This is a genomic window from Pseudomonas sp. lyk4-R2A-8 (assembly GCF_030209095.1).
GTDB lineage: Bacteria > Pseudomonadota > Gammaproteobacteria > Pseudomonadales > Pseudomonadaceae > Aquipseudomonas > Aquipseudomonas quebecensis.
Genome location: NZ_JARVSS010000008.1, coordinates 1 through 22,297, shown reverse-complemented (window position 1 = coordinate 22,297; position 22,297 = coordinate 1). Strand labels below are relative to the sequence as shown.

Sequence of the window (22,297 nt, the reverse complement as noted above, 5' to 3'; positions counted from 1 at the left end):
TGTCAGGCCGGGTGACCTGCGGCGTTGAACAATCCGTCGGCCATCGCCTGGATTTCATCCGCCATCCATAACCTTCCCAGCCATTCGGACGGAATCGCCGTGGGTCCGTAATAGGCGCCGGCCAATTGACCGACTATGGCGGCGGTGGTATCGGCATCATCGCCCAGGTTGGCCGCCGCCAGCACTGCATCGGCATAGCTGTCGGTGTGATGAAAGCACCACAAGGCAGCTTCCAGGGAAGCCACCGAATAGCCCGAGCCGACAATCTCCGCGCCGGGTTTGTCACGGTACTCTCCCGCCGCAATAGCCTTCACCTTGGGCGTCATCAACGGTACCTCGGCCAACTGCAGCACCTTCGCTTTCGACGCGCCGCCGAGGGCATTACAGATGGCCTGCGCCAGCACCAGACAGCAGTCAATCGCTTCCTGGGCGGCGTGGGTAGTGCGGGAACTGTCGGCGCTGAAGGTGCGCACGTTTTGCAGGTCCGGGTAATAAAACAACACCACAGGCGCCAGGCGCATCATCGAGCCGTTGCCGGCCGAATAGGGGTCGGTTGAGCCGGCGAAAGGGTTGCCGGTGTTCTGGAACAGCGTCAGCGCCTCGCGTACGGTCATGCCGATATCGAAACAGTCTCCGGTTGAACTAAGGTAGCCCCACTGCCACCAATTGAGGTAGCGCGCCATCTGGTCACGGGCATCGAACCCGTCTTTGTGCAGCAGGCTCTCGGCCAGGCACAGGGCCATGGAGGTATCGTCCGTCCACTGCCCCGGTTTGAGGTTGAACGGCCCGCCGCCGACCATATCGGTGATCGGCGCAAAACTGCCCCGGCGCTTGAACTCCAGGGTGGTCCCCACAGCATCGCCGCAGGCCAGGCCCAGCAAGCTGCCACGGTAGCGGTCCTTCAGGGTTAACGACATCGGCACTCCTCGGGAAAATTCCAGACGGTGCTCATGCTACTTGATCAGGCGTTTCTCTTTCGAGGGGCGGTATCCGAAGTAGGCGCTGTAACACTTGCTGAAATGGCTCGGCGAGACAAACCCACACGCTACCAGCACTTCCACTTGCGACAGCTCGGTGTGCTGCAGCAAACGCCGCGCTTCGGTTACGCGCAGTTCCATGTAGTAGCGCTGCGGCGTGGTGCCCAATTGCTCCTTGAACAGGCGTTCGAGCTGACGTCGCGAGCGGCCGGCGTAGACTGCCAACTGGTCGAGTTCCAGCGGTTCTTCGAGGTTGGCGTCCATCAGCTTGACCACTTCGCGCAGCGGCGCGCTGACGCTGATGTTTTCAGTCGGTTTGATGCGCCGGTAACGCGACTCTTCAAACGCCAGGATGTCTTCAATGCCTTCAACCAGCGCCTTGCCGTGCAGGCTCTTGATCCAGTCCAACGCCATATGGAACGCACCGGAGGGGCTCGACGCGGTGAGGCGGTCGCGGTCGATCACAAAGGGTTCGCTGGTGACCTTGGCGGCCTTGGACACCTCGGCCAGCGCCGGGCGGTGCTCCGGGTGAATGGCACACTGATAGCCCTGCAACAGCCCGGCACGGCCGAGAAACCAAGAGCCGTTCCACAACCCGGCCAGGCTCACGCCCATCTCGGCGGCGCTGCGCAGCAGGTGGATGAAGTCGTCACTGGCCTTGAGTTCGGTACGAAAGCCGCCGCAGATCACCAACAGGTCGAGGTCGTGCAGCACAGCGGCGTCAAGGCGGGCGTCCGGTCGAATCACCAGGCCGAGGTCGCTGATGACCTCGCCCTCGTCGCAGCCGAACGTGCGTGAGGCGAACAGCTCGGGGCGCAGCAGGTTGGCGGTGACCAGGGTATCGAGAGTCTGGGTGAATGCGGGCAGGGAGAAATGTTCGAGCAACAGAAACCCGACGCGGGTGACCGACGCCGGCTGCTGGGAGGTTTCGTTGAGGTAGCGCAGGTTCTTGCCCTTCATGCCACCGCTGAATTGACGTCTTTCCATCGAGGGTTGGCCCACTCTTATTGTGTTGATGCCGTGGGCGCCATCTTAGGGGCAAATGCCCCGGCTGTCTCAAGCACTGATATGGAAAATTCCGGTGGCACTCAACGCCCTCCACCATGGGGTGGCAGCCACATCTGATACGGTTTTTTCTTTGTTATCTGCGTCTGTATCGAAAAACCACCCAGGCGGACAATAGCCACCGTTTCCACTTCCCTTCCCTTCGGAGGTCCTATGACCAAGATGGCACTCTTCCTGTTCGGTTTTCTGGTACTGACCATCGGCATCGGCCTGCTGGCGACCATCTCACCGGTCTGACACCTAGCCGGCCAGGAACATCGGGTACAGCGACAAAACGAGCAAGCCGGCCATTATCCCGTTGAACAGGCGCACCCAACGCGGCTCACGCAACAGGTTGCGCAGCCCGGTGCCGCAGCCCAACCAGACGCACACGCTGGGCAGGTTGACCACCGCGAACACCAAGGCAATGACCAGCACATTGGTCACGTAGCCTTCGGCGGGCGTGTAGGTGGTGATGGCGCCCAACGCCATGATCCAGGCCTTGGGGTTGACCCACTGGAACGCGGCGGCGCCGAGAAACGTCATGGGTTTGCCGCGCTCGTCAGCGCTGTCGGTCATGCCGCCCGCCGTGGCGATCTTCCACGCCAGATACAGCAAATACGCGGCCCCCACGTAACGCAGCAACGTATACGCCCAGGGAAACACCTTGAACACCTCGCCCAACCCCAACCCGACTGCAATCACCAGCAGCATAAAACCGATGCTGATGCCCAGCGCATGAGGTATGGAGCGGCGAAAACCGAAATTCACCCCCGAGGCCAGCAACATGGTGTTGTTGGGGCCGGGGGTGATCGAAGAGACAAAGGCAAACAGTACAAAGGCCGACAGCAGACTGGAAGACATGACCATCGCAAAGCATCCGAACAGGGTGGAAGGCTTACGACAGTAGTGATTTATCCCGACGAACACCCCGTACAGCCAGGCGCGGATCGAGGCATACACTTTTCCCGCACATTCCCATGCAGTTTCACAAAGCTTTCACAGATGCACGCTTAAGGTGACTCCAGTAGCTCCTAGTGAACACCCCTTTTAGCCCGCACCCCCCATCGCGGGCTTTTCTTTGCCCGGCATTTACCCACGGCATGACGCGCAACGGCGGAGACACGCATGCAGGAATTGATACACGACCTGAATGGCCCCCGAACAGCCCAGCAGGAACTGTTCTACGACCTGGAAGACGCAGCGGCGATGATCGGCTGGTCGGTGGTGGAACTCAAGGCCATGGCGGCGAGCGACGCAACACAGGCACTCATTCTGAAAAAGATAGGTGACTTGCTGGCGGCCCAGCAGGAAAAGCTCAATGGCTACGCCGCAGAGGTGAAACAGCAGCGCATCAAACGCTCCGACACTGATGGCCCGCCCGAATGAAAACTGTGAATTAGTTCACAGTTCTGCAGACGTCGCGTTGATGGTCAAAATGCGAGCCCATACCATTTGGCTCCACTCGGGCGCTCATCCATAGGGACATTGCCATGCGCCTGCCCGGGACTGCTGACGCGCAGGCAATCAAACATTGAGGTTTGCCATGCGCCTGTCCACACTTGCACCCGCCGCCGCCCTGCTCAGCCTGTTCACCCTGCCCGTCCACGCCGCCGATCTCTCGGCCCTGACCGGCGCGCTGTCCACGGCACTGGGAGGCGCGAACACGACCAACACCGCCAACACCAACAACGCTGCCTCCTGCCAGCAACAAATCCGCGACCTGCAAGCCAACATCAACGCCGCCAACGCCAAGGGCGATACCTTGCGCGCCAGCGCATTCCAGGCGGCGCTGACGCAAACCAATAAAAGCTGCAGTAACGCCACTTACAACACTCAAGCTCAAGTGGACACCAGCTCGCAACGCCAACAGAACGTAAACAAGGCGGCGGATGCGATTAACGCGATTGGTGGGTTGTTTAAATAAATAAGTACAGAGAAGCCTGCTCCCGAGCAGGCTTTCTCGTTACACCGGCTCAATTGCGCAGAGCCCGGCGAACACTGAAGCGCCGTTCATTTGTCCAGGTTCAGCAGCTCGTACTTCCGCTCGCCGATCATTCCTCGCAACCAGGCAGCATGAAACTCCATTTCTTCCAAAGACGTCCCCTCGGCAAACTGGTATTCGTACACCCAGTCCTTCGGTCCCTGAAACACAACACTGAAATAGCCATTTCGGTCATAGGCAGCGAGCACATAGGGCCGCATGGAAAAGATGTCGCTGAATGGCACGCGTAACTCGGTGGGTTTACGCCCGCGACGGCTGACGATAAGGGTGAGCACGCGCTGGTTTTCGCCAGGCTCCAGTGCGCCGCGAGGACAGTACCACCGTTGAATGATCTCAGTGTCCCAGGATTGTCCCAATTAACGGCCGGGACAAAATCCGCAGGCACAAAAAAAGCCCCGCAACCTAATGGCTGCGGGGCTTTCGAGAGTGGAGGCCGAGGTCGGAATCGAACCGGCGTAGGCGGATTTGCAATCCGCATATATATTTATATATATCAACACCATACAAAACTTTCAATTCCGCATTCTGCCTGAACAGACAGGCTTGCCAGCCCTTAAAATAGTAGGCTACGTTTTTAGTTGCGGAATGAATTTTTACCCTTCCGTGCCGGCGGCCTTCATCGCTTGAAGCCGGCGCCCGTGAAGCTCTCGCCCCCTCATTGTCATCAGCAGATGCCCAATATGAGACCTGACTTTTTCAGCAGCGAACTCTTCAGAATACCCAATTGACCGAATATATTGTTGCATCACAGCTTCACTTGACCCTGCCTCATACAAATCATTGAGCATAGACCGCACGTCCTCGTTGATCAGAGGGACGGGGTCCTCACCGCCAATAATTACTCCATTCACATTACTGTCCCCCACATGAACGAACAGTAACGTTTTCAATTTCGCCTCACACAAAGGATCCTCTTCTTTAAATAGTGCAAGCCAGGCATGCACTCCGGACACCATGTCTCTACAAAATCGTCTAATATCAAGTTGAAGCACATCGTGAATACGGCCGACATGACAAGAGGCAACTGTAAAATGAAATTTAGATATCACACCTCCTTTACTATGCTCCTGCAAATCAACAACCCCCTGATGTAACAATGCACACCTCAACGAGAAGCAGTCGTTACCTGACAAAAATACCTCACCCTTATGTGTATAGATATGCCCAAGATACTTTTCAAACCAGCCAGCATAGGCTTGTTTGCCGCTTACCGAATTCAGCCGGCAACATATATCAGGCAGGGACAGTGCTAGAAATAATGCCGAATTCCAATTTTTGGAATCCAATGAATCCTCAATTGCTTGCGTAAATCTTTCCACCTTCACCACCTCGATAATATAAAAGTAGACAGGCTCTATTCGCAATCGCCAACTCACTAGATCCTGACTCGTTCCACGGCAAACTCACGACAGAAAAGCTTGTGATTGATTTTTTTACCAAGGCTAATACCAGGCTTCTCTATTGCTACATAGACCAAGTAAGCGGTGAAATAGGAACAAGCCAGGACGAAAGGCAACATGCACCCTACACGCGCAGCAGGCGAAAGCTGAAGTAGTGCTGGGGATTTCGAGATCAGCATGCCACTTAAAGATATATAGAAACCATGGAAGAGATATAGACCATAAGAAGTCTCGGAAGCAAAATCCACAATCTTACTATTGAATATTTTTTTGAGATTCGCGGGCAAACGTCCTGATTGCTCTACCATCCCCAGCAAGAACATTAGCGCAAGGAAACCTGGCAGGACAAAATAATCGTATTCTTTTCTTGAGCCAACAAAAACAAGCAACAGTGCGCATGTAAAAAGACACAACTGTCGCTTCACTGCTATAGCCGCGTTCATCGCGGCAAATAAAACCATGCCCGCCAAAAAATAATGCAGGCGCAGAATAAGTAGTGATGGTTCAATATAGTGGAATTTTGTATTCACCCACACCCCTATAAAGATCGTAGAAATACCAACCAACAACGAAGACTTTGCAACGCCCGCTCTTGAAAAAACAAGAAACAGCAAGGGGAACACCGCATAAAACTGCATCTCCAAACTCAAACTCCAATCAGGCAGAAAAGTCGAAAAAGAATATTCGGGATGCAGACCAAATAAAAACGTTACGTGTAGAATCAAATTCTCTATCGAGTAATTTATCTTCGCCGGATCATAGACTGTCCCCCCGCCCCATACGGCAGGGTTCAACTTTTGGAGCTCACCATAACCTGACAAAAAGTACGAACCTGCAATAACAGCTACAACAAGAGACAAATAGTATGCAGGAGCTAGTCGGAAGTACCGTCTAATCCAGAATTTATACCAACTACTGCGATCACTGAACGGTTCGACGCTTCTTCGGGCGGTAGCGTTAGCCATCATTAAAAAACCCGATATAAGCATAAACAGGTTCACTGCAATTTTAGGAGAAGGGAGTGGTATGCCGTACCAGCCCCCCCAGATCATGCAATGCGCAACCAGCACCCACAGAGCAGCAATTGCTCTGAAAAAGTTAATGAACTCAAACTCCTTTACCATGTTCTCTACCCGCCACTGATTTTTTATGGTGGCACATTAGCATTTTTTTGTATCTGCAAACTCATCATATGCCTTTGCGCACGTCACTTCTGCTCCGGCTTTGATCAGCATCTGCCGCCAAGTCTTCCGCTTTTATCAGCGCGCTTGAGCACGTCGGCAAGCACAAGGACTGCGCGGGTAGAGGCAGCTCTATCCCGGCTGTAGTCAAGCTTCCGAGACGCAGACACCCAGACGATAGCTATTTTCACAGCTTCCCAAGCTGATAACGGTTCGATTCCCTTCACGCGCTCCACTATTTTCAAGGACTCCAGCCTAGCCCTGTTCGATGATGGATTGGACGTAGCGCTCCCGAAAACCGCCACTATCCCTGCTTTCGAAGCATTGAGCGGCCGTTCTCGTAGCAAATTCTAAGCAAGCACAGTTTACTAGACCACTGCTATGCTTAGCCCTTTTAAGCGGGGTGACATACATGGCAGGGGAATACTCACTCCCAGATTTGCTTGAACGAATGTACGAGAATCAGCTCGCGTTGGAAGCAGCTCTGATGGAGTTGGCTCTTCAAAGCGAAAAGCAAGGCTTGGATGAGGTCGGTGACAACGTACGTGGTGCTCTATTCGTGATCGGCGAAAACGCTGGGCACATCAAGCAGGGCCTGGCGAAGCTACGAACGAATCGACTCTGACAAAGCACACCCCGATTGTGTAAGGGTATGTGGGAGATTTTGTGGGATAGCCCGTGTTTTCTGGCTCTGAGCCACGTCCGCAGCACGTCGTAAAAATGCACGATGGGCATTGAATGGCATAGATTGGCGTACGGTTTGCCCCAAATTTGCCCCACACCGCGACCTGAACAGTGCACTCAAAACCGATATCAGACTCAGTAGTTTAGCGGTCCTGTGCCATTACATTAGCCAGGTTAACTCAAGTTGACAGCGACATCATTTTGCCATAACTTAATTTTTTAGTCATAACAGCTATGACGAATTACAAAAAATAGTAGCATCAGTCACTCGTGCATCAATGCTTTACTATTTGGAATTTCCTTGTAACAGCAAGAGTGATTTCGAAAAATACTTTAACAGACTGAGTTATTACAGAAATGTTAGACGATCTTACTACCGCCATTAAAGCTCAACTGTACGAGCGTGCAACAAGCCCTCTTCTTGGATCGTTCCTAATTTCTTGGTGCATAATAAACTACGAAGTACTATTAATTGTTTTCTCCAGTCTAAGCGCACCAGAAAAAATAACATATATAAATATGAATCTTTTCGCGAACAAAAATGACTATTTAACGATGGGTTTTTTATTTCCCCTCGCCACATCTCTTGCTCTGATTTTAATTTACCCATACCCCGCAGCATGGATTTATAAAATCTCCCGATCTCACCACAAAGAACTGAAAAAAATCAAACAAGCCATAGAGGACGAAACTCCCCTAACCCAAAAAGAAGGTAGAGAGCTCAGGACAATAGCTATAAGGCAGCAAGCGGCCGCAGACGTCGCAATTCAAAAACATCTTGAAGAAATAAAAACACTGAAAGTTATAATTTCCCAACTGGAACCAAACAACGTACAACTTGCAGACCAAATACAAACGAAAGAAAAAGAATGCCTGGATATACAACGTAAGCTAGACGCGGCTCAAAAGGACATCAAAACCCTTGAAGAATTGGTTAACAATCCTAATACCGGCACATCCATAGACTTTAATAATCTTGAGCCATTTGAACTTATAGAAAGGCAAGAAAATCAACGAAAATCGTCAGCACCTCCTGGAAACATGGGTCGCGAATACATCTTTAAAACAGTGACCGAAGCCATAGAAAAATACATTCAAGACATCAAGCCTTTCGGAAATGTCAACTGCACAGTATATATCGCAAATGAAAAAGTCTATACATCCTACCCCACCACCAACGGCGAGTTAGTTCAGGGATGGGGAAGTATAGACGCTGAGGCCGTATCAACTAGCACTTTAACTATAATGAACAACCTTAGAAATCATCGAGAAAAATCCTGAAATTTCATCGCCCGGACTATCCATTCAAAACTGGATGCATAACAGCCTATTAAAATCTATATAATAATAGGCGAAAATGTAGTTCCGGTTTAGTAATTGGCTATCTGCATGCAACGACCCAAAGGTGTTTAAGCTTAGTCGTATAGCTCGGGCTCATCATCTCACGCCGCATGGCCCAATCTGGATTACTGGGCACACTGGCTGACCGCAGCGTTCCCCTCCCCCAGCGATCATTGATCTCGTCCAATACGCTCATTACTCGGGAGGACTCGGCTGGCTGCGAAGTAGCGAAAAGATCATCGGTATACTCGCCGGGCTGACACAGGTTGAGCAGCATCACTTCGGCCTTACTGTATTTGAAGCCTGGGCGGTAAATGCGATCGACCGCATCAACAGTCGCCTTTGTTAGCAGTCGCACGTCATCGGTGGGATATGGCATGTCTACCACCACTCCGTTGGCATACTTCGCCTCCTCTGGATTGAACATGCCCGTGCGGATGCATACACGCACCTTCTTGCATAGCGATCCCTGGGCCCGCAGCTTTTCTGAGGCACGCATCATGTAGGTGGCCAACGCTTCCTTAATCGGTGGTAGATCAGTCAGGCGCTTGCCAAACATCCGGCTGCAGCAGATTTCCAGCTTGGGCGGATCGGGCTCGTCCAACTCAAGACAAGACGTTCCAGCCAGTTCACGGGCGGTCTTCTCGATCACAACGCTGAACTTCTTGCGGAGCGTCCATGGGTCCGCCTTAGCCAAGTCCATTGCAGACTTTATGCCCATCGTATCGAGGTGAAGTTTCATCTTTCGGCCAACGCCCCACACCTCCGCCACGTCCGTATTACGCAGCACCCAGTCCCGCTTAACCGGGTCGGTGATATTGACCACACCACCGGTCTGCGATTGCAGGCGCTTCGCGGTGTGGTTTGCCAGCTTCGCCAGGGTCTTTGTATGAGCGATACCCACACCAACTGGTATGCCGGTGCAGCGAAGTACCTGAGCGCGGATCTCCCGACCTAAGGCATCCAAACCACCGACACCGGTCAGATCGGTGAATGCCTCATCAATGCTGTAAACCTCAACTGCCGGCACCAATGACTCGATCAGGCTCATCACGCGTTCGCTTATGTCACCGTACAGCGCATAGTTGGAGGAGAACGCGACAATGCCGTGTTGCTTGAGCTTGTGCTTGATCTGGAAATACGGCTCGCCCATTTTGATGAACGGCTTCGCGTCGTAGCTGCGCGCGATCACACAGCCGTCATTATTGCTAAGTACCACAATGGGTACCTTTGCCAAGTCCGGCCGGAAAACCCGCTCACAACTGGCATAGAAGCTGTTGCAGTCAACAAGCGCAAAGGTCGGTTGCGGCTTAGACATGGCTGCGCACCGTGCTGGTAATCACCCCCCAGATTGATAGCTCATCCCCTTCAAGAACGTACCGCGCCGGGTACTTGGGGTTTTCTGACAGAAGGACAACCTCCCGGCCGCGCTTACAAAGGCGCTTGCAGATAGGCTCATTATTCAGCAGAGCCACCACTACATGCCCATGAACCGGCTCAATCGCACGATCCACCACCGCAAGATCACCTTCGAAAATACCTATCCCCTGCATGCTTTCCCCAGTGATGGCTACCAGGTACACATGCGGTGCTCGGATATTCAGGACCTCATCCAATGAGATGTGCTGCTCAATATGATCCGCCGCCGGCGACGGAAAGCCGGCCGGAACCTGGAACGAACACATAGGCAGCTTGGCGCCTGCCTGAGCGATAGGACCTAGAATGGTGAAGCTCATGATGCGGCCTTTTACAAATACTGTATGAATGTACAGTTAACTTTGTAGGACGCTTGCGGTCAATTTTTCTGTAGGGGATTTCGACAGACGGAGAGTGCGGTATGTGCGGACGATTTGTGCAGTACGAAGGGATGGCAATCTTCATTGAAGAACTGAACCCCCAAATAGAGCTGTTCAGCGGCTATGACGCTCAGCCAATTGATCGCTACAACGTCGCGCCGTCGACACGGGTTCAGTTGCTGCATGCCGCAGCGGATGGGCTGCATATCGATGCAGTTAAATGGGGATGGGCGCCATTCTGGGCTAAGGGCAAACGCCCCGACCCGATTAACGCCCGTGTAGAGACGGTCACCACGGGAAAGTTTTTCAAGCAACTTTGGCCGAATGGCCGAGCCCTGGTGCCGAGTGAAGGGTGGTATGAGTGGGTCAAAGACCCTGACGAACCGAAGAAAAAGCAGCCCTACTTCATTCGCCTGAAGAGTCAGAAACACATGTTCTTTGGCGCGCTTGCCCAAGTTCATCCTGGCCTGGATCCCCACGACGGCGATGGGTTCGTGATCATCACCGCCGCAAGTGACCAGGGCATGGTGGACATCCACGACCGCAAGCCGTTGGTGCTGACACCTGAGCACGCCAGGGAGTGGATCGATCCCAGCCTTACTTCAGCCCGCGCCGAGGAAATAGCGAAGGAATGTTGCCAGCCAGTGGATGACTTTGAGTGGTATGCCGTTGGCAGAGCAGTGGGGAGTGTGAAAAGCCAGGGGGCTGACTTACTGCTGCCTGCACCATCCAGGGATGTTTGACGCTATCAGAACAGTCCTCCCAATGCGGCTGGCTCCCAGTTCATGATCACCAGTTCACCGCTAACCTCACTTTTTCCTTGCCGTTGGTTGGATGTGGTGTATCGAATGTCCACCATCTCAAAGTGAAACCCCTCAAATACTCGCCTGATATCAGAGTGATCGTTGATGCTGACCATGACCTTGCCTTTGCAACGTCGCATGAAGTCGGCCATGCGCTCGTAATTCTCAAATGGGAAGTCCACGCCATAGCCGGCGGTCTGCCAGTAAGGTGGATCCATGTAGTGGAACGTATGGGCACGGTCGTAGCGTTCGGCGCAGTCCAACCACGGCAGGTTTTCAACGTAGGTGCCCGACAGACGCTGCCACGCTGCAGACAGGTTTTCCTCAATACGCAGCAAGTTGATCGCAGGGCCGGTCGTTGCAGTGCCGAACGTCTGCCCCGTCACTTTGCCGGCGAAGGCATGGTGCTGCAGGTAAAAGAATCGGGCGGCGCGCTGGATGTCGGTGAGGGTTTCCGGACGGGTCATCTTCTGCCACTCGAACACCTGGCGGGAACTGAGCGCCCATTTAAACTGGCGGACGAATTCCTCCAAGTGGTTTTGCACGACACGGTACAGCGTCACCAGGTCACCGTTGATGTCGTTTAGAACTTCAACAGGCGCTGCCTGGGGACGCATGAAGTAGAGCGCGGCGCCGCCGGCAAAGACTTCAACGTAGCATTCGTGTGGCGGGAAAAGCGGGATAAGGCGGTCGGCCAGGCGACGCTTGCCGCCCATCCAAGGAATGATAGGTGTAGACATAAAAAAGCAAGACCTTTGCTGTATGGATAAACAGTGCTAGGCTCGCTCCGCTTTGTGCACGAAGCAGGAGCCTTGGCTGGACTTGCAGGGACGATCTGCGGGGAAGGTGGCCGGCCTGGATGTTGACGCATCCAGCCCGGCCGCTCCTTTCACTTCTGTGTAGAAACTTCTTTTGCGTAAGCCTGACAGGCCCGCAGAGCGATCAATCCTCGGTCGCCGGCATCGGTGATGCCGATAATTCGTTGAGCATGCGCTGGGTCAAGTTGGGCTCTTGTGGGGCCATGAACCACGCGGCCGGTGGCGGTGGTGGTTGGCACTGAACAGCTGCCGGTGGTTTCGGTGGCGGAGAGTACGACTGACAGCCGCAGATCAGCAGTAGCCAGGCGATCACGCAGACGAGCCTGCTTGATTTGCTCATCGGTCAATTCCTTGTAGTGGGTTTCGTCTTTGTTCTGCAGGCGGAGCTCCAGGGCACGGCGCTTGTCCTGCTCGGTACGCTGCAGAGCAGAAGACGCTTTGGATATTTCGTTGAGGGTGTCCGCCTGCAGGCGGGCTTGCCGCTCCAGCACGCTGCCATAACGCCAGTCCTGAGCAGTCCAGGCCAATGCTGCAGATCCTGCGACCACCACCACTAACAGCAAGCTGATAGCGGCGATACGGAACTGCGCGGGGATCAGATCGAAGAGACGCATAACACCGCCCTCGCCCTGGCCCACAACTGCAGCCGATCCTCCAGGCCATTAAGGCCGCCGTTGATCCGGCGAGTGATGGTGTTGAACTGGTCCTGATCCGCGAGCGCATTCAGCCCGTTTACAGACCAGAACCACGCCGCCGACTCTGCCGCCCATTGCGGCTGCTCGAGCAGCTCGGGGGTGCGCAACAATCGCTCATCGCCGAACAGTGCCAGACTGCAGCGCAGGTAGTTATCGTGCCCGGTTACCTGGATCAACCCTCGGCCACGATAGCGTTGACCATCACCATCTGCAGCTGGGGTATTACCAAGCTTGGCAGCCAGAGTGCCGGTATCGTATTTACTCAGGTATTGATCCCCGCCCAGTTCGCGGACGTACTGCAGTTGACCGGACTCGTGACCAAGCTGCGCCAGGAAAGCAGCCTGGCGTTTCGGTGTATTGATCTGCCGATGCGCCATTGCCGCGTTCAGGGCAGATACAAAAACGCCCGCTTGGCGGCGGGCGTTTGGCATGATGCGTTGTAGCTGTTGTTCAGTGATGGTCATAAAAACTCCGGACAAAAAAATACCGCACTTAGGCGGCGGTGGCTTGCATTACAGCTTCTCGACGCTCACGACCTTGAGCGGCTTCGTTTCTTTCTTTTTCTTACCCTTGGATTTGCCTTGCTTGCCGGCATTGCACTCGACCGTGGTCGACCAGCCAGATTGGGTAAAAACCTGCTCCACCGAATCCGCCAGGTATTCACCATCTAGCCCGACCTTGAAGCCCTGGGCGTTGATCAGTCGCTCGGCATAAATGTCAGTCCGGCCTGGCATCTCGAAACGCACGTCGGCGGTCGAGCGATTGAATGCCGCTAACCGTGCTTTGGCTGCTGACTCAGCAGCGGTCTTGTTCGGATAGATGTGCCTATCCGTGTGCACCGCCGGCAAGCCGTCCGGCGCATCATCGTTGTCGATGGTGACCACCGCCAATTTGCCGTCCTTTTTGTTCTGATGCTTAGTCGCCACGGCCTTGTGCGAATTGCGATCCCCTAAGCTGAACTGCCAGCGACTGAGATCGCTGCGGGTCAACGTGATCGCACCGAACGTTTTGCCACTGGCTGTCTGCCCTCCCTGGCGCGGCATCACCAACAGCTTGCCATCCGCGACCTTGGCCGTGCAGTCGTATTGCTTAGCCAGACGCGTGATGAAATTAAAGTCGGACTCGTTGAGCTGATCCACACGAGCGACCTTCGTCGCCACCGGACAGCCTGCCTGCCAGCCATTTCGAGCCGCGATGTCGGCCACGATCTTCGACAACGGCGCATCCTCCCAGCTTCCGCTGCGGATAGTCTTACCACTGCCGCGCATATCGCTGGCTTTACCCTTGATCACAATCGTATCAGGCGGGCCGGAAACTTCGACCGTGTCGACCGCGTAAAGCCCCAGGCGCATCAAGGACGTTTCGGCATAGCCCAGGTGAATCTCGATTGAGCTACCGCGCCGGGGCAACTGCACCTGGCCGTCACGGTCATCGATACGCAATTCAAACTCGTCGGACTCCATACCCGGCTTGTCAGAGGTCCTAAGCAACAACAAGCGATCATTGATCTTGGATGTAATATCGGCACCGTCGGCAACGATACGAAAAGTGGGCGTCATGGTTTTTTTCCAAAGAAAAACCCGCACAGGGCGGGCTGAATACAAAGTGTTCTTACGCTTAACGCAACGGGCCGCACGGAGTCAGTCCCACAAGCTAATCCCTTCCTCAGTCGGGATTGGCAGATCCGGTAGCACGATCACCACACCAGCGCGGAAAGGCTGGGGCTCGTCTGCCAGGCCCTGATTGGCATCCAGCACGGCCTCGACACTGCCGTTCAAGTGCCCATAAACGTTATTGCAAATGACATCGAGCATGTCCCCGTCAGACGTTCTGCATGTCGTCGCCATAGCGCGTGAACTCCAGAGTGAATACTTGTTTACGCGGAATACCGCCGTGCAGCAGCGCGCCCTGTTCCTCGTTGATGGACTTCAAGCACCAGGTGCCGATCACCTCTCCATAGCCGGTGGTCAGAGTCAGGGGCTGTAGCCGGCCGCCGATGGTGCGCAATGTGTCAAGCTGCTTGAGTCCCCCCTTGAAGCCTGGGTAAATCGTGCCTTTGAGTGTGAGCTTTTCTTCGCCCATGCCCACGGCCTGCTGCGCCGGGCGCCGCGATAGCCGCTCCTGTGAAGCCCAGCGGAATTCGGTCGAACGACTCAATTCGTCGAAGGCCGCAGTATCCAGGTTGAAGTAGTACGGCTGAATCTTAGGATCCTTGGGCTGGATGATCAGCAAGTGCGGGAATGGCTTCACCGCTTCTGGCGCTGGTGTGGCATCTACGGCAAACGCGCTGGTGGGCACGATGTTTGCCAATGACGGACTGACCTTTCCGGCGATCTTGTTGATTGCCGTCGCAGCCTTTCCCGCCTGCTCCTTCAGCGCACCCATTCGCTCCTGCACTTCGGAAGCGCCCCGTGTCGCGCGACCGTACACAGCCAGCACCTGGCCGGCTTTGGCCTGCGCGGCGTCTACGCCGCGCATCACCCGCTGTAGCTTGGCACCGACAGTTGGCCCCACGAACGGAATGTTTTCCAGCTCGGACGCAGCTCCAGTCAGCTCCCTTATTGCGCCGTTGACAGGTCCAAGCATGCCGTCAGCACTACGTCTACCAGCCTCCCCGGCTTCAACCAGGTACTTGAGGCCCGACTGCATCTGCTCCATATAAGCCATAGGCCCTCCTCTTTACAGGTGCGGTTCGTCGTACAGCTTCGCGGCGTTTTGTTTCGCCGCATCAGCCATCATTAGCCGCATGTGCGGCATGAGGTCCTGCGCTAAGCGTTGCGGGTCTTTCACATCCCCTTGCACCGTAACCGGCATGCTCAGTGAGTACTGAAATTGCTGATCCACTTTGGCCGGGACAGCCCTTTCCGGCTCTTTGGGTTGGATCGCGACAGCCGCCGGTTTGGTCGGTGCTGATACGGCCAGAGAGCGGGCTACATCACCCAAGACCGGCGCTTGCGGTGCAGGCGCCATCAGCAGCGCACCCGAACCGTTTGGGCTGTTGAATGACTTGCCCATTGCGGCCAAGCTTGGAATGGCTGGACCCGGTCGAGGCGCCATCAGCAAGGGCGTTACCGGGGGGGCGGGTTTTTCATCCTCGCCTCCGAACCAGGACTTACCCGCAGCCCCACCCAGCGCTGAACCACCCATGCTGCCTAAGTAAGCGCCTACCAGCCCGCCAATAGCGGTGCCAATGATAGGCACCACCGAGCCAATAGCCGCCCCTGCAGCAGCACCGGCCATGGTGCCGGCGAGATTGCCGGCTGCAGCGCCATAGCCCTCCGCCTTTTCGTCCTTCGTCTTGGCATTCTCATAGGTGTCGAAGGCCATCGCGCCGGCTTCCATCAGCGAGCCACCAGGAATCATCTTGGCGGCTTTGCCGATCTTACCGACCGCTTGCACAACACCGCCCAGTTTCGCCATCGCCCCGCTGGGAACCGGAACAGGTGGAATTGGCGGGCTTGGGACCGGCACCGGCAGCCTTGGCAACGACGGACTCGGGACCGGCAGTGCAGGCCGTGGCATTGGCGAACGCGGGGCCGGTATTTCAGGCCGTGGCACAGCCGGACGCGGGACCGGTACTGCAGGCCGTGGAACTGGCGGACGCGGGACCAGCACACGGGCACGTAGCGAGCTACCCGCCCGAAGCGGCACCGGCCGACGACGCGAAGAGCCACGTCTTGAACCCCGAGCACGCCGGCGGGTTTCGCCTGTCGTTCCAGCGGCCCCCCCCATTGCACCCAAATTAACGACGAAAACCTTTTGAATGCCGTCGCCACTCGCCGCCGTATTGTCACCCGTCGCGCCGTCATCGCCAGATACAGCTTCTTTTGCGAGCGAAACCACTTTAAGGCCAGTCGAGACAATGTCTAACTTGCCGGACTTCTTCTCTTCCTTTCCATCACCATCAGCTGACTCACCCTTGAGTGCAGCTACAGCCTTGAGCCCAGTCTCAACTAACGACAGGGCTTTGCCGGCCTTGCCTTTGGGATCGCCGCCCTTTCCAACGCCGCCAGCGCCATCCTTGGAGTTGGTCACAAAGACTTTTTGCACTTCGCCGGACTTACCGCTCAACGAGCCACGCGCGACGTTGAGTAGACCTTTAGCGATTTTGAACGAGCTGAGCAGGCCCTTGAGCGCGATAAGCCCGCCACCGACCGCCGTGATGCCAGTGACAACGCCGGGCGCGCTGTCAGACAACGAGGTGATACCCCTCGTGACTTTGGTCAGCGCTTCAGCCACGGTGTCCGTGACCGGACGCAGAGCGTCCCCAACGCTGCGCATTGCGTCATCCATCGACTGAGCCATTTCGGCCCACTTCTGCGACGACGCCTCCCGGCGCTCGCTGAGGTTTTTGTCGAGGATGCCCGTTGCTTCACGCGAATCGTTTTTGAGCTGGCTGTACAGCGCCTTGTTCTGCATATAGGCAGAAAGTGCAGCCTTTACCTGCATATCAGCGAACAGGTCACCGGTGCGCAGTGACTCTTCCAGCGAGGCCATCATGGCCTTGGCTTTCTCCGGGTCCGATTCCTTGCTGATCTTCGCCGTCGCCTCGGCCATTGCCGCCGCGCGCTTCGGATCAATGGCCTGGATGTACTTCTGTGCCAGCGACATGCTGGTTTCAAGCGTGGACATCCCGTGTTGCAAACCGGTCTGCATTGACGCCTTGTAGTCGATACCGGCCTTTGCATACGCCTTGACGGTGTCGCCGGAACCGATTTTGCTCATCCAGTTCTTGAGGTTGTTCGCCGCCTCATCGGCGCCGCCTGCAGACTTCATCTGCACTTGCAGCATGGCCCCCAGCTGCGTCACCGCATCCATGCCGGTGATGCCGAGGCTGCCCATATTCGCTAACAGTTCGGGGAACCACTTGGCCATGTCTGCCGCTTCAAAGCTCCCCGCCTGCCCTTGGAAGGCAATAGCCTCCAGAGCCTGCTGCATCTGCTTTGGATCGGTAATCTTGGCGTTCTGCCCCAGGGCGTTGATCATCTTCGCGGTATCGACACCGTTCGAGCCTTGACCTACGACAAACTTGGCCGCGACCGGCGCGTACTCCAGGGCCTTGCTCAAATCCATACCCGCGCCGACCAACTGGTTGACCACGTCGGCCACGTCGTTGCGCGCCATGCCGGTGTCGCGCGAGGTATTGATGATCTTGCGCGACATCTCCTGTTCTTGCGGTTTGTTGGCAATACCGGCCTTGATCGCGATGTCACGAACAATGGCCCCAAAATCCGCGCTGACCTTGGTCGGAACAGCTAGCATGCCAACACCGACGACAGCGGCGCCGACAGTGCTTTTCATGCCGTTCTTACCAGCATCCAGTTGCTGATGTCCGCGGGCCTTAAGTTCGGCTTTGTTGGCGGTCTGTCCCATCGAACGATAGGCCTTTTCCAGCCGGCCGACCTCGATGCCCTGCTTTTTCAAACTGTCGAGATTGGAGTTCAATCGCCCCAGTAGCTTGGACGCTCCCTCAGAGCCGCTGTCATGGGCTTTCTTCCATTCATCACGCAATCGAATGGTGTCGCCGATAGTGCGCTGCAGAACACGCGCTTTATTGCCTTCCGCCTCAAGACGCTTGATGCGCCCCGTTACATCTTTAAACGCAGCACCGACAGTCGAACTGACGGCGCCGCCGATCACCAGCCCGAGGGCGATCTTGTTCGCCATGTCACGGCCCTCTTTTGCATAGCCTTTATCGAAGGCGGCTCAGTCCGTGAGCCACCACACCATTTCCGCAAACGGCATCGACAGAATCTCAGCAGCGGAAAATCCCGTTTCCGCCGCCAGACGTTTCGCGGCCATTTTTATTACGTGAGGGTTAAACCCCGTCGTCTTGGTCCATTCGAAAATAGCCGGCCTGCAGGCGGTTAAAATCCACCAACATCAGGCCCTCGAGATCAGCGACAGGCGCCCCGGCAAGCGCGGCAAACAAGATCAGCTCTCGCTGTTCGTCATTTCCGCCCGCGTCACGATTAGCAGAGCGCACATCGCCAACTGTCGGGGAACGCAGAGACAACGTATCAACCGACACCCCGTTGATGACGCTCGGACAGGAAAGGGTGACCAAGGCCCGATCTGTGCTAACCGACAGCCACGGTGGCATCGAATCCGAATAGTCGGTTTCGGGGACCAGGTGCGAGTAAGCGGCTTGAACACGGCGATAGTCCGCCAGCTTGAGGCCTTCAAGATCCTTAACGCCTACCTCTGCCAATCCCGCGAACAACATCAACTCGCGCTGTTCATCGTCGCCATTAGAGGCGCGGTCGACAGCTCGCACTTCACGAACCATCGGGGCACGCAGGGTCAAGGTCTCGACCTGTACGCCGTTGGCATTGCTCGGCCGCGTGAGCGTCACGACGGCAGCGAGCGCAGTCAGCGACAGCCAGGCCGGTACTTCTTTAAAAGTTGCTTTATTCATTTGGATCTATTCCCTTAGAGGCCGAGTGCCGCGCGAACATCAGCGAGTTGATCTTTACCGTCAATTACCTGAACACCTGCGACCATGTCGATCTCGTAGATGACCCGGCCGTCAATTTCGAGCTTGTAGTAGGAAGGCGCCACGGCATGTTTGATTTCCGCCGGGTCGCCGGCTTTCCAGTCCCCGAGGTCGACCTCTTTAAGCAACCCACGCAGAGTGGCGACCGCAGCCGTCACTGCCCCTTTTTGCCCCCTGAATGCACCTCGGAACGTCGCGTTGAAGGCCGTGCCATCTGCCAGGCCGAAGTACTTCAACGACTCTCGACGCACGCCCTTAGTGACAAAGGAGGCTTCCATTTTTTCCAAGCCCTGGGCCATCTCGATGGCACCGGCCATTCCGCCAGCGCGGTACTCATCGGTCTTTACCGTCAACTTGGGCAAGGTCAGACTCGGCACGTCGCCGGCGAAGTTCACACCGTCGACAAACAGGTTCGTGTTAAACAAGGTTTGAGGAATCATTGACTAGGCCCCTTAGGCTGCTTCAAGAACTTCGGTCATCCACTGATCGGTGACTTCGAAAAGGAAATTCGGGTTTTCTGCCGGTGGCACATCGGTGAAGCGAATGCGCCAGTAAACTTTGCCCTGGGAGATCTGGCTGGCAGTGTTCAGCTCGGTGTCCGGGTACACCTCAAAATTGATAATCGCGCCCTGGGCTTTCAGGTCACGCATGAACGCGTCCAGTCCATCCGTCACGTCCTTGACGTAGGTCTTGGTGATTGAGCGGTCCACGGCCCACTTGTGGCCGGCCTGCACCGCATCCATGAGGATGAACAGCGTGCGAACACGCGTGACGAATGCCCATTTCGGGTCGCTCGACAGCGTGCGGTTACCCCACAGGCGATAGCCGTCGTCGCGGATGATCGTTGCGATATTGGCGTTGTTCAGCAGGTTGGCCCGGCACGTCTCGTCACCGTCCAGATACTCGACAGCCCTGGTCGTGCCAGTGATACCAGTGAATTCCTTGTTAGACGGCGATGCCCAGAAGCCATATTCGGCATCAGTCCAGGCGAACAAGCCCGCTGCCCAAGCGGAGCCCGGCGCATCGACCGTCTTGCTGAGCTCGGTGTCCCAGTACTGAACACCCGGATCCACCATGAACAGATTGCGACTTCCGAAGTTGCCGGCATAGAGCATCGCCGCCTCATCCGTGGTCCCAGGGCCATCGAGAATGCCGATTGCCCGCAGTTTCTGCGCCAGGCTGTCGAGCGCGGTGGCGACTGCCTGAGTGGCGGTGTGGCCGGGCGCAATCAACAGACGGGGCTGCGCGTTGTACAGGCTTTTCCCATCGAGCAAGGCCTGTAAGCCGGTACGCTGACCAGAGGTGAGCACGCCACCAATGATCGCAGAGGCCTGCAGTGCCGCGTCTTCCAGCTTCGGTACCCCAATGGCGACAATCACCGCCTTGGCCTTGGTATAGATCGCCTTGCAGGCCTTGGTGATCGCTGAGTCAGCGCCGAAGGCAGCAATAGCCTCGCGCTCGGAGGTGATCAACTTGAGCTCGCCGGCCTTGGCAGTGCCACCGCCAAGGGCGCCTGGGGTGAAGGTGTCGCAAAGTCCGATAATGGAAGACGACGGCAAGGATATGGTGCGCGCGCCCGTCTTGATGTCAGTCGTAGTAACGCCGTGGAAGAAACTCATAAAGCAAATGCTCCAGAAACGAAAAAGCCCCGCAAAAGCGAGGCCGGGAGGGTTTATGTGTTGCGTGTAACGGAATACAAAACGCCCCAATGGGGTGGGGCGCTATTGGGTTTGTTCGGCGATCCAGCCAGGTTTTTTGGGTCGGTATTTTTGAACAGGAAACTTCGTTGTTTGGGGCCAGTCCCGCAATGCCTGAACATAATCAAGCAGCTCACCAGATTGCTGCACGGTCAGGGTGGTAGGTCGGTCTGAATCCACCTCATCACGGTGCCGCTCCCTGAGCCATTTAACGCTTTTAATTTCGGCGTCGCGCCATGCCCGTTCCGAAACAGCCGGATCGAGCGTAAAGGCGGGTTTCGGCTTACCGCCGTCTTTCAACCATTGTTCATAGTCGTCCCAGAAGCGATGGCCTCGAGGAACTGTTGCACCATCTGAGAGCTGAATAACCGTGTCTGGGTCGGTGGTGAGTTGATAGTTCATGTTCGCTCCTACAGCTCGGCGTCAGCTGTTGCATGGATGTAATAGGACTGTGCAGGCACACCTACGTCGCCGTTATCAATGGCGACGCCACGGGTACCGACGATGGACGAGCGCGCATTGCTGGTCGAAAAGTCATCGCTCCCGGATCGGAACTGGCCAGGTCTTCCTGATGCGTTAGGGCTGTAAAGACGTACGCTGGGTATCATTCGCTTTTCAACCTTGTAGCTCCACATGACCACGGGCTGGCTGGCAGCACCGGTTTGGTTCATGTACACCACGCTCATCAGGGCTCCGCTACCGCCGGATGAATCCGAAGGTGCGACCTCGTGAGAGAAGGTTTTCTCGTAATAGCGTTGGCATAACGCCAGCTCCTGCGCAAAGGTACGAAGTTCCATTTCAGTTGCGATCGTTCCACCCTCGATCTGCACCGAGGCAAGGTCCAGGGTGTAATTTCCTTTACCCAGACTGCCGAATACCAGTTCGAGATAGTCGCCGGTTACAGCGCGATTTTTGCCCTTAATCGACGGCACATCCAGCGTAACGACGTACCTTTTGAATTCGGTAGTTACCGTAATTTCCGCGCCAACTCCCGCGCCTGCGTCAGAACCTCCTGGGCCAAATGACTGGCGTAAAATTACCCCGCACTTATGGCTGATGGATGAGCGCATATAAAAAGAAATCGTTGCACTCTTGCCCGCTAGCACCTCCACACCCTCAATGCGTTGGCTGATATTCACGCCATCGTTGGCGCCTGAACGGGCAACTCTTAACGCATACGTCCCTTCGTTGAATCCGGCGCCTGGTTCAAAAGCAATTCGGCTCCATGTTGCGGTTGAGTTTGCGGGTAAGTAGACAATCCATCGATCCGGTCCATAAAACGCCTGAGGGGGGCCTGCCAGGTTGCCAACTTGACCTGTTACGCCTCGCTGCCAAATATCGAAATTGCCGTTGATCAAAC

General features: G+C 55.7%; 25 protein-coding genes and 1 pseudogene. 5 read left to right on the top strand and 21 right to left on the bottom strand.

Annotated elements, in window-relative coordinates:
• Positions 1 to 2: 2 nt before the first annotated feature.
• The 3 genes from QRN10_RS08430 to QRN10_RS08420 all read right to left on the bottom strand — a co-directional run bounded on the left by QRN10_RS08430 (position 3) and on the right by QRN10_RS08420 (position 2,891).
• Positions 3 to 917, bottom strand: coding sequence for an ADP-ribosylglycohydrolase family protein (locus QRN10_RS08430; RefSeq protein ID WP_266249494.1), 915 nt, complete (start codon positions 915 to 917; stop codon positions 3 to 5).
• Between the two features lie 36 nt (positions 918 to 953).
• Positions 954 to 1,937, bottom strand: coding sequence for a transcriptional regulator SouR (gene souR / locus QRN10_RS08425; RefSeq protein WP_181077969.1), 984 nt, complete (start codon positions 1,935 to 1,937; stop codon positions 954 to 956).
• A 345-nt stretch (positions 1,938 to 2,282) separates the two neighbouring features.
• Entirely contained in the window at positions 2,283 to 2,891 is a 609-nt protein-coding gene (locus QRN10_RS08420; RefSeq protein ID WP_181077781.1) for a LysE family translocator, read from the bottom strand.
• A 258-nt stretch (positions 2,892 to 3,149) separates the two neighbouring features.
• Here QRN10_RS08420 and QRN10_RS08415 point away from each other — a divergent pair, with 258 nt between their 5' ends.
• Together QRN10_RS08415 and QRN10_RS08410 are read left to right on the top strand one after the other, a co-directional pair.
• Positions 3,150 to 3,410, top strand: a complete 261-nt coding sequence (locus QRN10_RS08415) for a hypothetical protein (protein WP_285428182.1) — start codon at positions 3,150 to 3,152, stop codon at positions 3,408 to 3,410.
• A 157-nt stretch (positions 3,411 to 3,567) separates the two neighbouring features.
• Positions 3,568 to 3,948, top strand: a complete 381-nt coding sequence (locus QRN10_RS08410; protein WP_253507858.1) for a DUF1090 family protein — start codon at positions 3,568 to 3,570, stop codon at positions 3,946 to 3,948.
• Positions 3,949 to 4,034: 86 nt separating this feature from the next.
• Here QRN10_RS08410 and QRN10_RS08405 read toward each other — a convergent pair whose 3' ends face one another.
• The 3 genes from QRN10_RS08405 to QRN10_RS08395 form a co-directional block, all read right to left on the bottom strand.
• The gene (locus QRN10_RS08405; protein ID WP_313598459.1) at positions 4,035 to 4,301 is read right to left on the bottom strand and encodes a hypothetical protein; all 267 of its coding nucleotides are present in this window, start codon (positions 4,299 to 4,301) and stop codon (positions 4,035 to 4,037) included.
• 318 nt (positions 4,302 to 4,619) lie between these two features.
• Positions 4,620 to 5,402, bottom strand: coding sequence for a hypothetical protein (locus QRN10_RS08400; RefSeq protein ID WP_285428181.1), 783 nt, complete (start codon positions 5,400 to 5,402; stop codon positions 4,620 to 4,622).
• Positions 5,402 to 6,550, bottom strand: a complete 1,149-nt coding sequence (locus QRN10_RS08395) for an acyltransferase family protein (RefSeq protein ID WP_285428180.1) — start codon at positions 6,548 to 6,550, stop codon at positions 5,402 to 5,404. Before QRN10_RS08395 ends, QRN10_RS08400 begins: the two co-directional genes overlap by 1 nt.
• 469 nt (positions 6,551 to 7,019) lie before the next feature.
• Here QRN10_RS08395 and QRN10_RS08390 point away from each other — a divergent pair, with 469 nt between their 5' ends.
• Together QRN10_RS08390 and QRN10_RS08385 are read left to right on the top strand one after the other, a co-directional pair.
• Positions 7,020 to 7,232, top strand: coding sequence for a hypothetical protein (locus QRN10_RS08390; protein WP_181078171.1), 213 nt, complete (start codon positions 7,020 to 7,022; stop codon positions 7,230 to 7,232).
• Positions 7,233 to 7,648: 416 nt separating this feature from the next.
• Positions 7,649 to 8,572, top strand: coding sequence for a hypothetical protein (locus QRN10_RS08385; protein WP_285428179.1), 924 nt, complete (start codon positions 7,649 to 7,651; stop codon positions 8,570 to 8,572).
• Between the two features lie 100 nt (positions 8,573 to 8,672).
• Here the strand turns inward: QRN10_RS08385 and umuC are convergent, their stop codons facing one another.
• Both umuC and QRN10_RS08375 read right to left on the bottom strand, forming a co-directional pair.
• Positions 8,673 to 9,950 (bottom strand): translesion error-prone DNA polymerase V subunit UmuC, encoded by a 1,278-nt coding sequence (gene umuC, locus QRN10_RS08380; RefSeq protein WP_285428178.1) that lies wholly within the window; start codon positions 9,948 to 9,950, stop codon positions 8,673 to 8,675.
• Entirely contained in the window at positions 9,943 to 10,368 is a 426-nt protein-coding gene (locus QRN10_RS08375) for a LexA family protein (RefSeq protein ID WP_285428176.1), read from the bottom strand. The genes umuC and QRN10_RS08375 overlap by 8 nt, the downstream gene beginning before the upstream one ends.
• 101 nt (positions 10,369 to 10,469) lie before the next feature.
• Here QRN10_RS08375 and QRN10_RS08370 point away from each other — a divergent pair, with 101 nt between their 5' ends.
• Positions 10,470 to 11,171 carry an SOS response-associated peptidase family protein gene (locus QRN10_RS08370; RefSeq protein ID WP_285428174.1) on the top strand — a complete coding sequence of 234 codons (702 nt, stop codon included), beginning with the start codon at positions 10,470 to 10,472 and terminating at the stop codon, positions 11,169 to 11,171.
• 5 nt (positions 11,172 to 11,176) lie between these two features.
• Here QRN10_RS08370 and QRN10_RS08365 read toward each other — a convergent pair whose 3' ends face one another.
• The 13 genes and pseudogenes from QRN10_RS08365 to QRN10_RS08305 all read right to left on the bottom strand — a co-directional run.
• Complete coding sequence (locus tag QRN10_RS08365) at positions 11,177 to 11,971, bottom strand: DNA adenine methylase (RefSeq protein ID WP_285428173.1); 795 nt, start codon at positions 11,969 to 11,971, stop codon at positions 11,177 to 11,179.
• A gap of 149 nt (positions 11,972 to 12,120) precedes the next feature.
• On the bottom strand, positions 12,121 to 12,663 hold the full coding sequence (locus QRN10_RS08360; RefSeq protein WP_285428172.1) for a lysis system spanin subunit: 543 nt from the start codon (positions 12,661 to 12,663) through the stop codon (positions 12,121 to 12,123).
• Positions 12,645 to 13,208, bottom strand: coding sequence for a glycoside hydrolase family 19 protein (locus QRN10_RS08355; protein WP_262020343.1), 564 nt, complete (start codon positions 13,206 to 13,208; stop codon positions 12,645 to 12,647). Before QRN10_RS08355 ends, QRN10_RS08360 begins: the two co-directional genes overlap by 19 nt.
• A 48-nt stretch (positions 13,209 to 13,256) precedes the next feature.
• The gene (locus tag QRN10_RS08350; protein ID WP_285428171.1) at positions 13,257 to 14,303 is read right to left on the bottom strand and encodes a phage late control D family protein; all 1,047 of its coding nucleotides are present in this window, start codon (positions 14,301 to 14,303) and stop codon (positions 13,257 to 13,259) included.
• Between the two features lie 81 nt (positions 14,304 to 14,384).
• Positions 14,385 to 14,591: a tail protein X gene (locus tag QRN10_RS08345; RefSeq protein WP_285428170.1), complete on the bottom strand. Its 207-nt coding sequence runs from the start codon at positions 14,589 to 14,591 to the stop codon at positions 14,385 to 14,387.
• Positions 14,566 to 15,411, bottom strand: coding sequence for a phage tail protein (locus QRN10_RS08340; protein ID WP_285428169.1), 846 nt, complete (start codon positions 15,409 to 15,411; stop codon positions 14,566 to 14,568). Before QRN10_RS08340 ends, QRN10_RS08345 begins: the two co-directional genes overlap by 26 nt.
• Before the next feature lie 12 nt (positions 15,412 to 15,423).
• On the bottom strand, positions 15,424 to 18,411 hold the full coding sequence (locus QRN10_RS08335; protein WP_285428168.1) for a phage tail tape measure protein: 2,988 nt from the start codon (positions 18,409 to 18,411) through the stop codon (positions 15,424 to 15,426).
• A gap of 151 nt (positions 18,412 to 18,562) precedes the next feature.
• Complete coding sequence (locus QRN10_RS08330) at positions 18,563 to 18,847, bottom strand: phage tail assembly protein (protein ID WP_285428288.1); 285 nt, start codon at positions 18,845 to 18,847, stop codon at positions 18,563 to 18,565.
• Positions 18,848 to 18,883: 36 nt separating this feature from the next.
• Positions 18,884 to 19,162 (bottom strand): annotated as a pseudogene (locus tag QRN10_RS08325) (phage tail assembly protein); the annotation flags it as partial.
• A gap of 14 nt (positions 19,163 to 19,176) precedes the next feature.
• Complete coding sequence (locus QRN10_RS08320) at positions 19,177 to 19,680, bottom strand: phage major tail tube protein (RefSeq protein ID WP_285428167.1); 504 nt, start codon at positions 19,678 to 19,680, stop codon at positions 19,177 to 19,179.
• Positions 19,681 to 19,692: 12 nt separating this feature from the next.
• Positions 19,693 to 20,859 (bottom strand): phage tail sheath subtilisin-like domain-containing protein, encoded by a 1,167-nt coding sequence (locus tag QRN10_RS08315; protein ID WP_285428166.1) that lies wholly within the window; start codon positions 20,857 to 20,859, stop codon positions 19,693 to 19,695.
• A 102-nt stretch (positions 20,860 to 20,961) separates the two neighbouring features.
• On the bottom strand, positions 20,962 to 21,339 hold the full coding sequence (locus QRN10_RS08310; protein ID WP_285428165.1) for a phage tail assembly chaperone: 378 nt from the start codon (positions 21,337 to 21,339) through the stop codon (positions 20,962 to 20,964).
• Positions 21,340 to 21,347: 8 nt separating this feature from the next.
• The coding region (locus tag QRN10_RS08305) for a carbohydrate-binding protein CenC (protein ID WP_285428164.1) at positions 21,348 to 22,297 on the bottom strand (950 nt) is incomplete at its 5' end.

Bases quoted from the DNA above. Each gene is read 5' to 3' on its own strand.
- QRN10_RS08430 (WP_266249494.1), bottom strand. From the start codon at position 917: ATGTCGTTAACCCTGAAGGACCGCTACCGTGGCAGCTTGCTGGGCCTG.
- souR (WP_181077969.1), bottom strand. From the start codon at position 1,937: ATGAAGGGCAAGAACCTGCGCTACCTCAACGAAACCTCCCAGCAGCCG.
- QRN10_RS08420 (WP_181077781.1), bottom strand. From the start codon at position 2,891: ATGGTCATGTCTTCCAGTCTGCTGTCGGCCTTTGTACTGTTTGCCTTT.
- QRN10_RS08415 (WP_285428182.1), top strand. From the start codon at position 3,150: ATGCAGGAATTGATACACGACCTGAATGGCCCCCGAACAGCCCAGCAG.
- QRN10_RS08410 (WP_253507858.1), top strand. From the start codon at position 3,568: ATGCGCCTGTCCACACTTGCACCCGCCGCCGCCCTGCTCAGCCTGTTC.
- QRN10_RS08395 (WP_285428180.1), bottom strand. From the start codon at position 6,550: ATGGTAAAGGAGTTTGAGTTCATTAACTTTTTCAGAGCAATTGCTGCT.
- QRN10_RS08390 (WP_181078171.1), top strand. From the start codon at position 7,020: ATGGCAGGGGAATACTCACTCCCAGATTTGCTTGAACGAATGTACGAG.
- QRN10_RS08385 (WP_285428179.1), top strand. From the start codon at position 7,649: ATGTTAGACGATCTTACTACCGCCATTAAAGCTCAACTGTACGAGCGT.
- umuC (WP_285428178.1), bottom strand. From the start codon at position 9,950: ATGTCTAAGCCGCAACCGACCTTTGCGCTTGTTGACTGCAACAGCTTC.
- QRN10_RS08375 (WP_285428176.1), bottom strand. From the start codon at position 10,368: ATGAGCTTCACCATTCTAGGTCCTATCGCTCAGGCAGGCGCCAAGCTG.
- QRN10_RS08370 (WP_285428174.1), top strand. From the start codon at position 10,470: ATGTGCGGACGATTTGTGCAGTACGAAGGGATGGCAATCTTCATTGAA.
- QRN10_RS08365 (WP_285428173.1), bottom strand. From the start codon at position 11,971: ATGTCTACACCTATCATTCCTTGGATGGGCGGCAAGCGTCGCCTGGCC.
- QRN10_RS08360 (WP_285428172.1), bottom strand. From the start codon at position 12,663: ATGCGTCTCTTCGATCTGATCCCCGCGCAGTTCCGTATCGCCGCTATC.
- QRN10_RS08355 (WP_262020343.1), bottom strand. From the start codon at position 13,208: ATGACCATCACTGAACAACAGCTACAACGCATCATGCCAAACGCCCGC.
- QRN10_RS08350 (WP_285428171.1), bottom strand. From the start codon at position 14,303: ATGACGCCCACTTTTCGTATCGTTGCCGACGGTGCCGATATTACATCC.
- QRN10_RS08345 (WP_285428170.1), bottom strand. From the start codon at position 14,591: ATGGCGACGACATGCAGAACGTCTGACGGGGACATGCTCGATGTCATT.
- QRN10_RS08340 (WP_285428169.1), bottom strand. From the start codon at position 15,411: ATGGCTTATATGGAGCAGATGCAGTCGGGCCTCAAGTACCTGGTTGAA.
- QRN10_RS08335 (WP_285428168.1), bottom strand. From the start codon at position 18,411: ATGGCGAACAAGATCGCCCTCGGGCTGGTGATCGGCGGCGCCGTCAGT.
- QRN10_RS08330 (WP_285428288.1), bottom strand. From the start codon at position 18,847: ATGCCACCGTGGCTGTCGGTTAGCACAGATCGGGCCTTGGTCACCCTT.
- QRN10_RS08320 (WP_285428167.1), bottom strand. From the start codon at position 19,680: ATGATTCCTCAAACCTTGTTTAACACGAACCTGTTTGTCGACGGTGTG.
- QRN10_RS08315 (WP_285428166.1), bottom strand. From the start codon at position 20,859: ATGAGTTTCTTCCACGGCGTTACTACGACTGACATCAAGACGGGCGCG.
- QRN10_RS08310 (WP_285428165.1), bottom strand. From the start codon at position 21,339: ATGAACTATCAACTCACCACCGACCCAGACACGGTTATTCAGCTCTCA.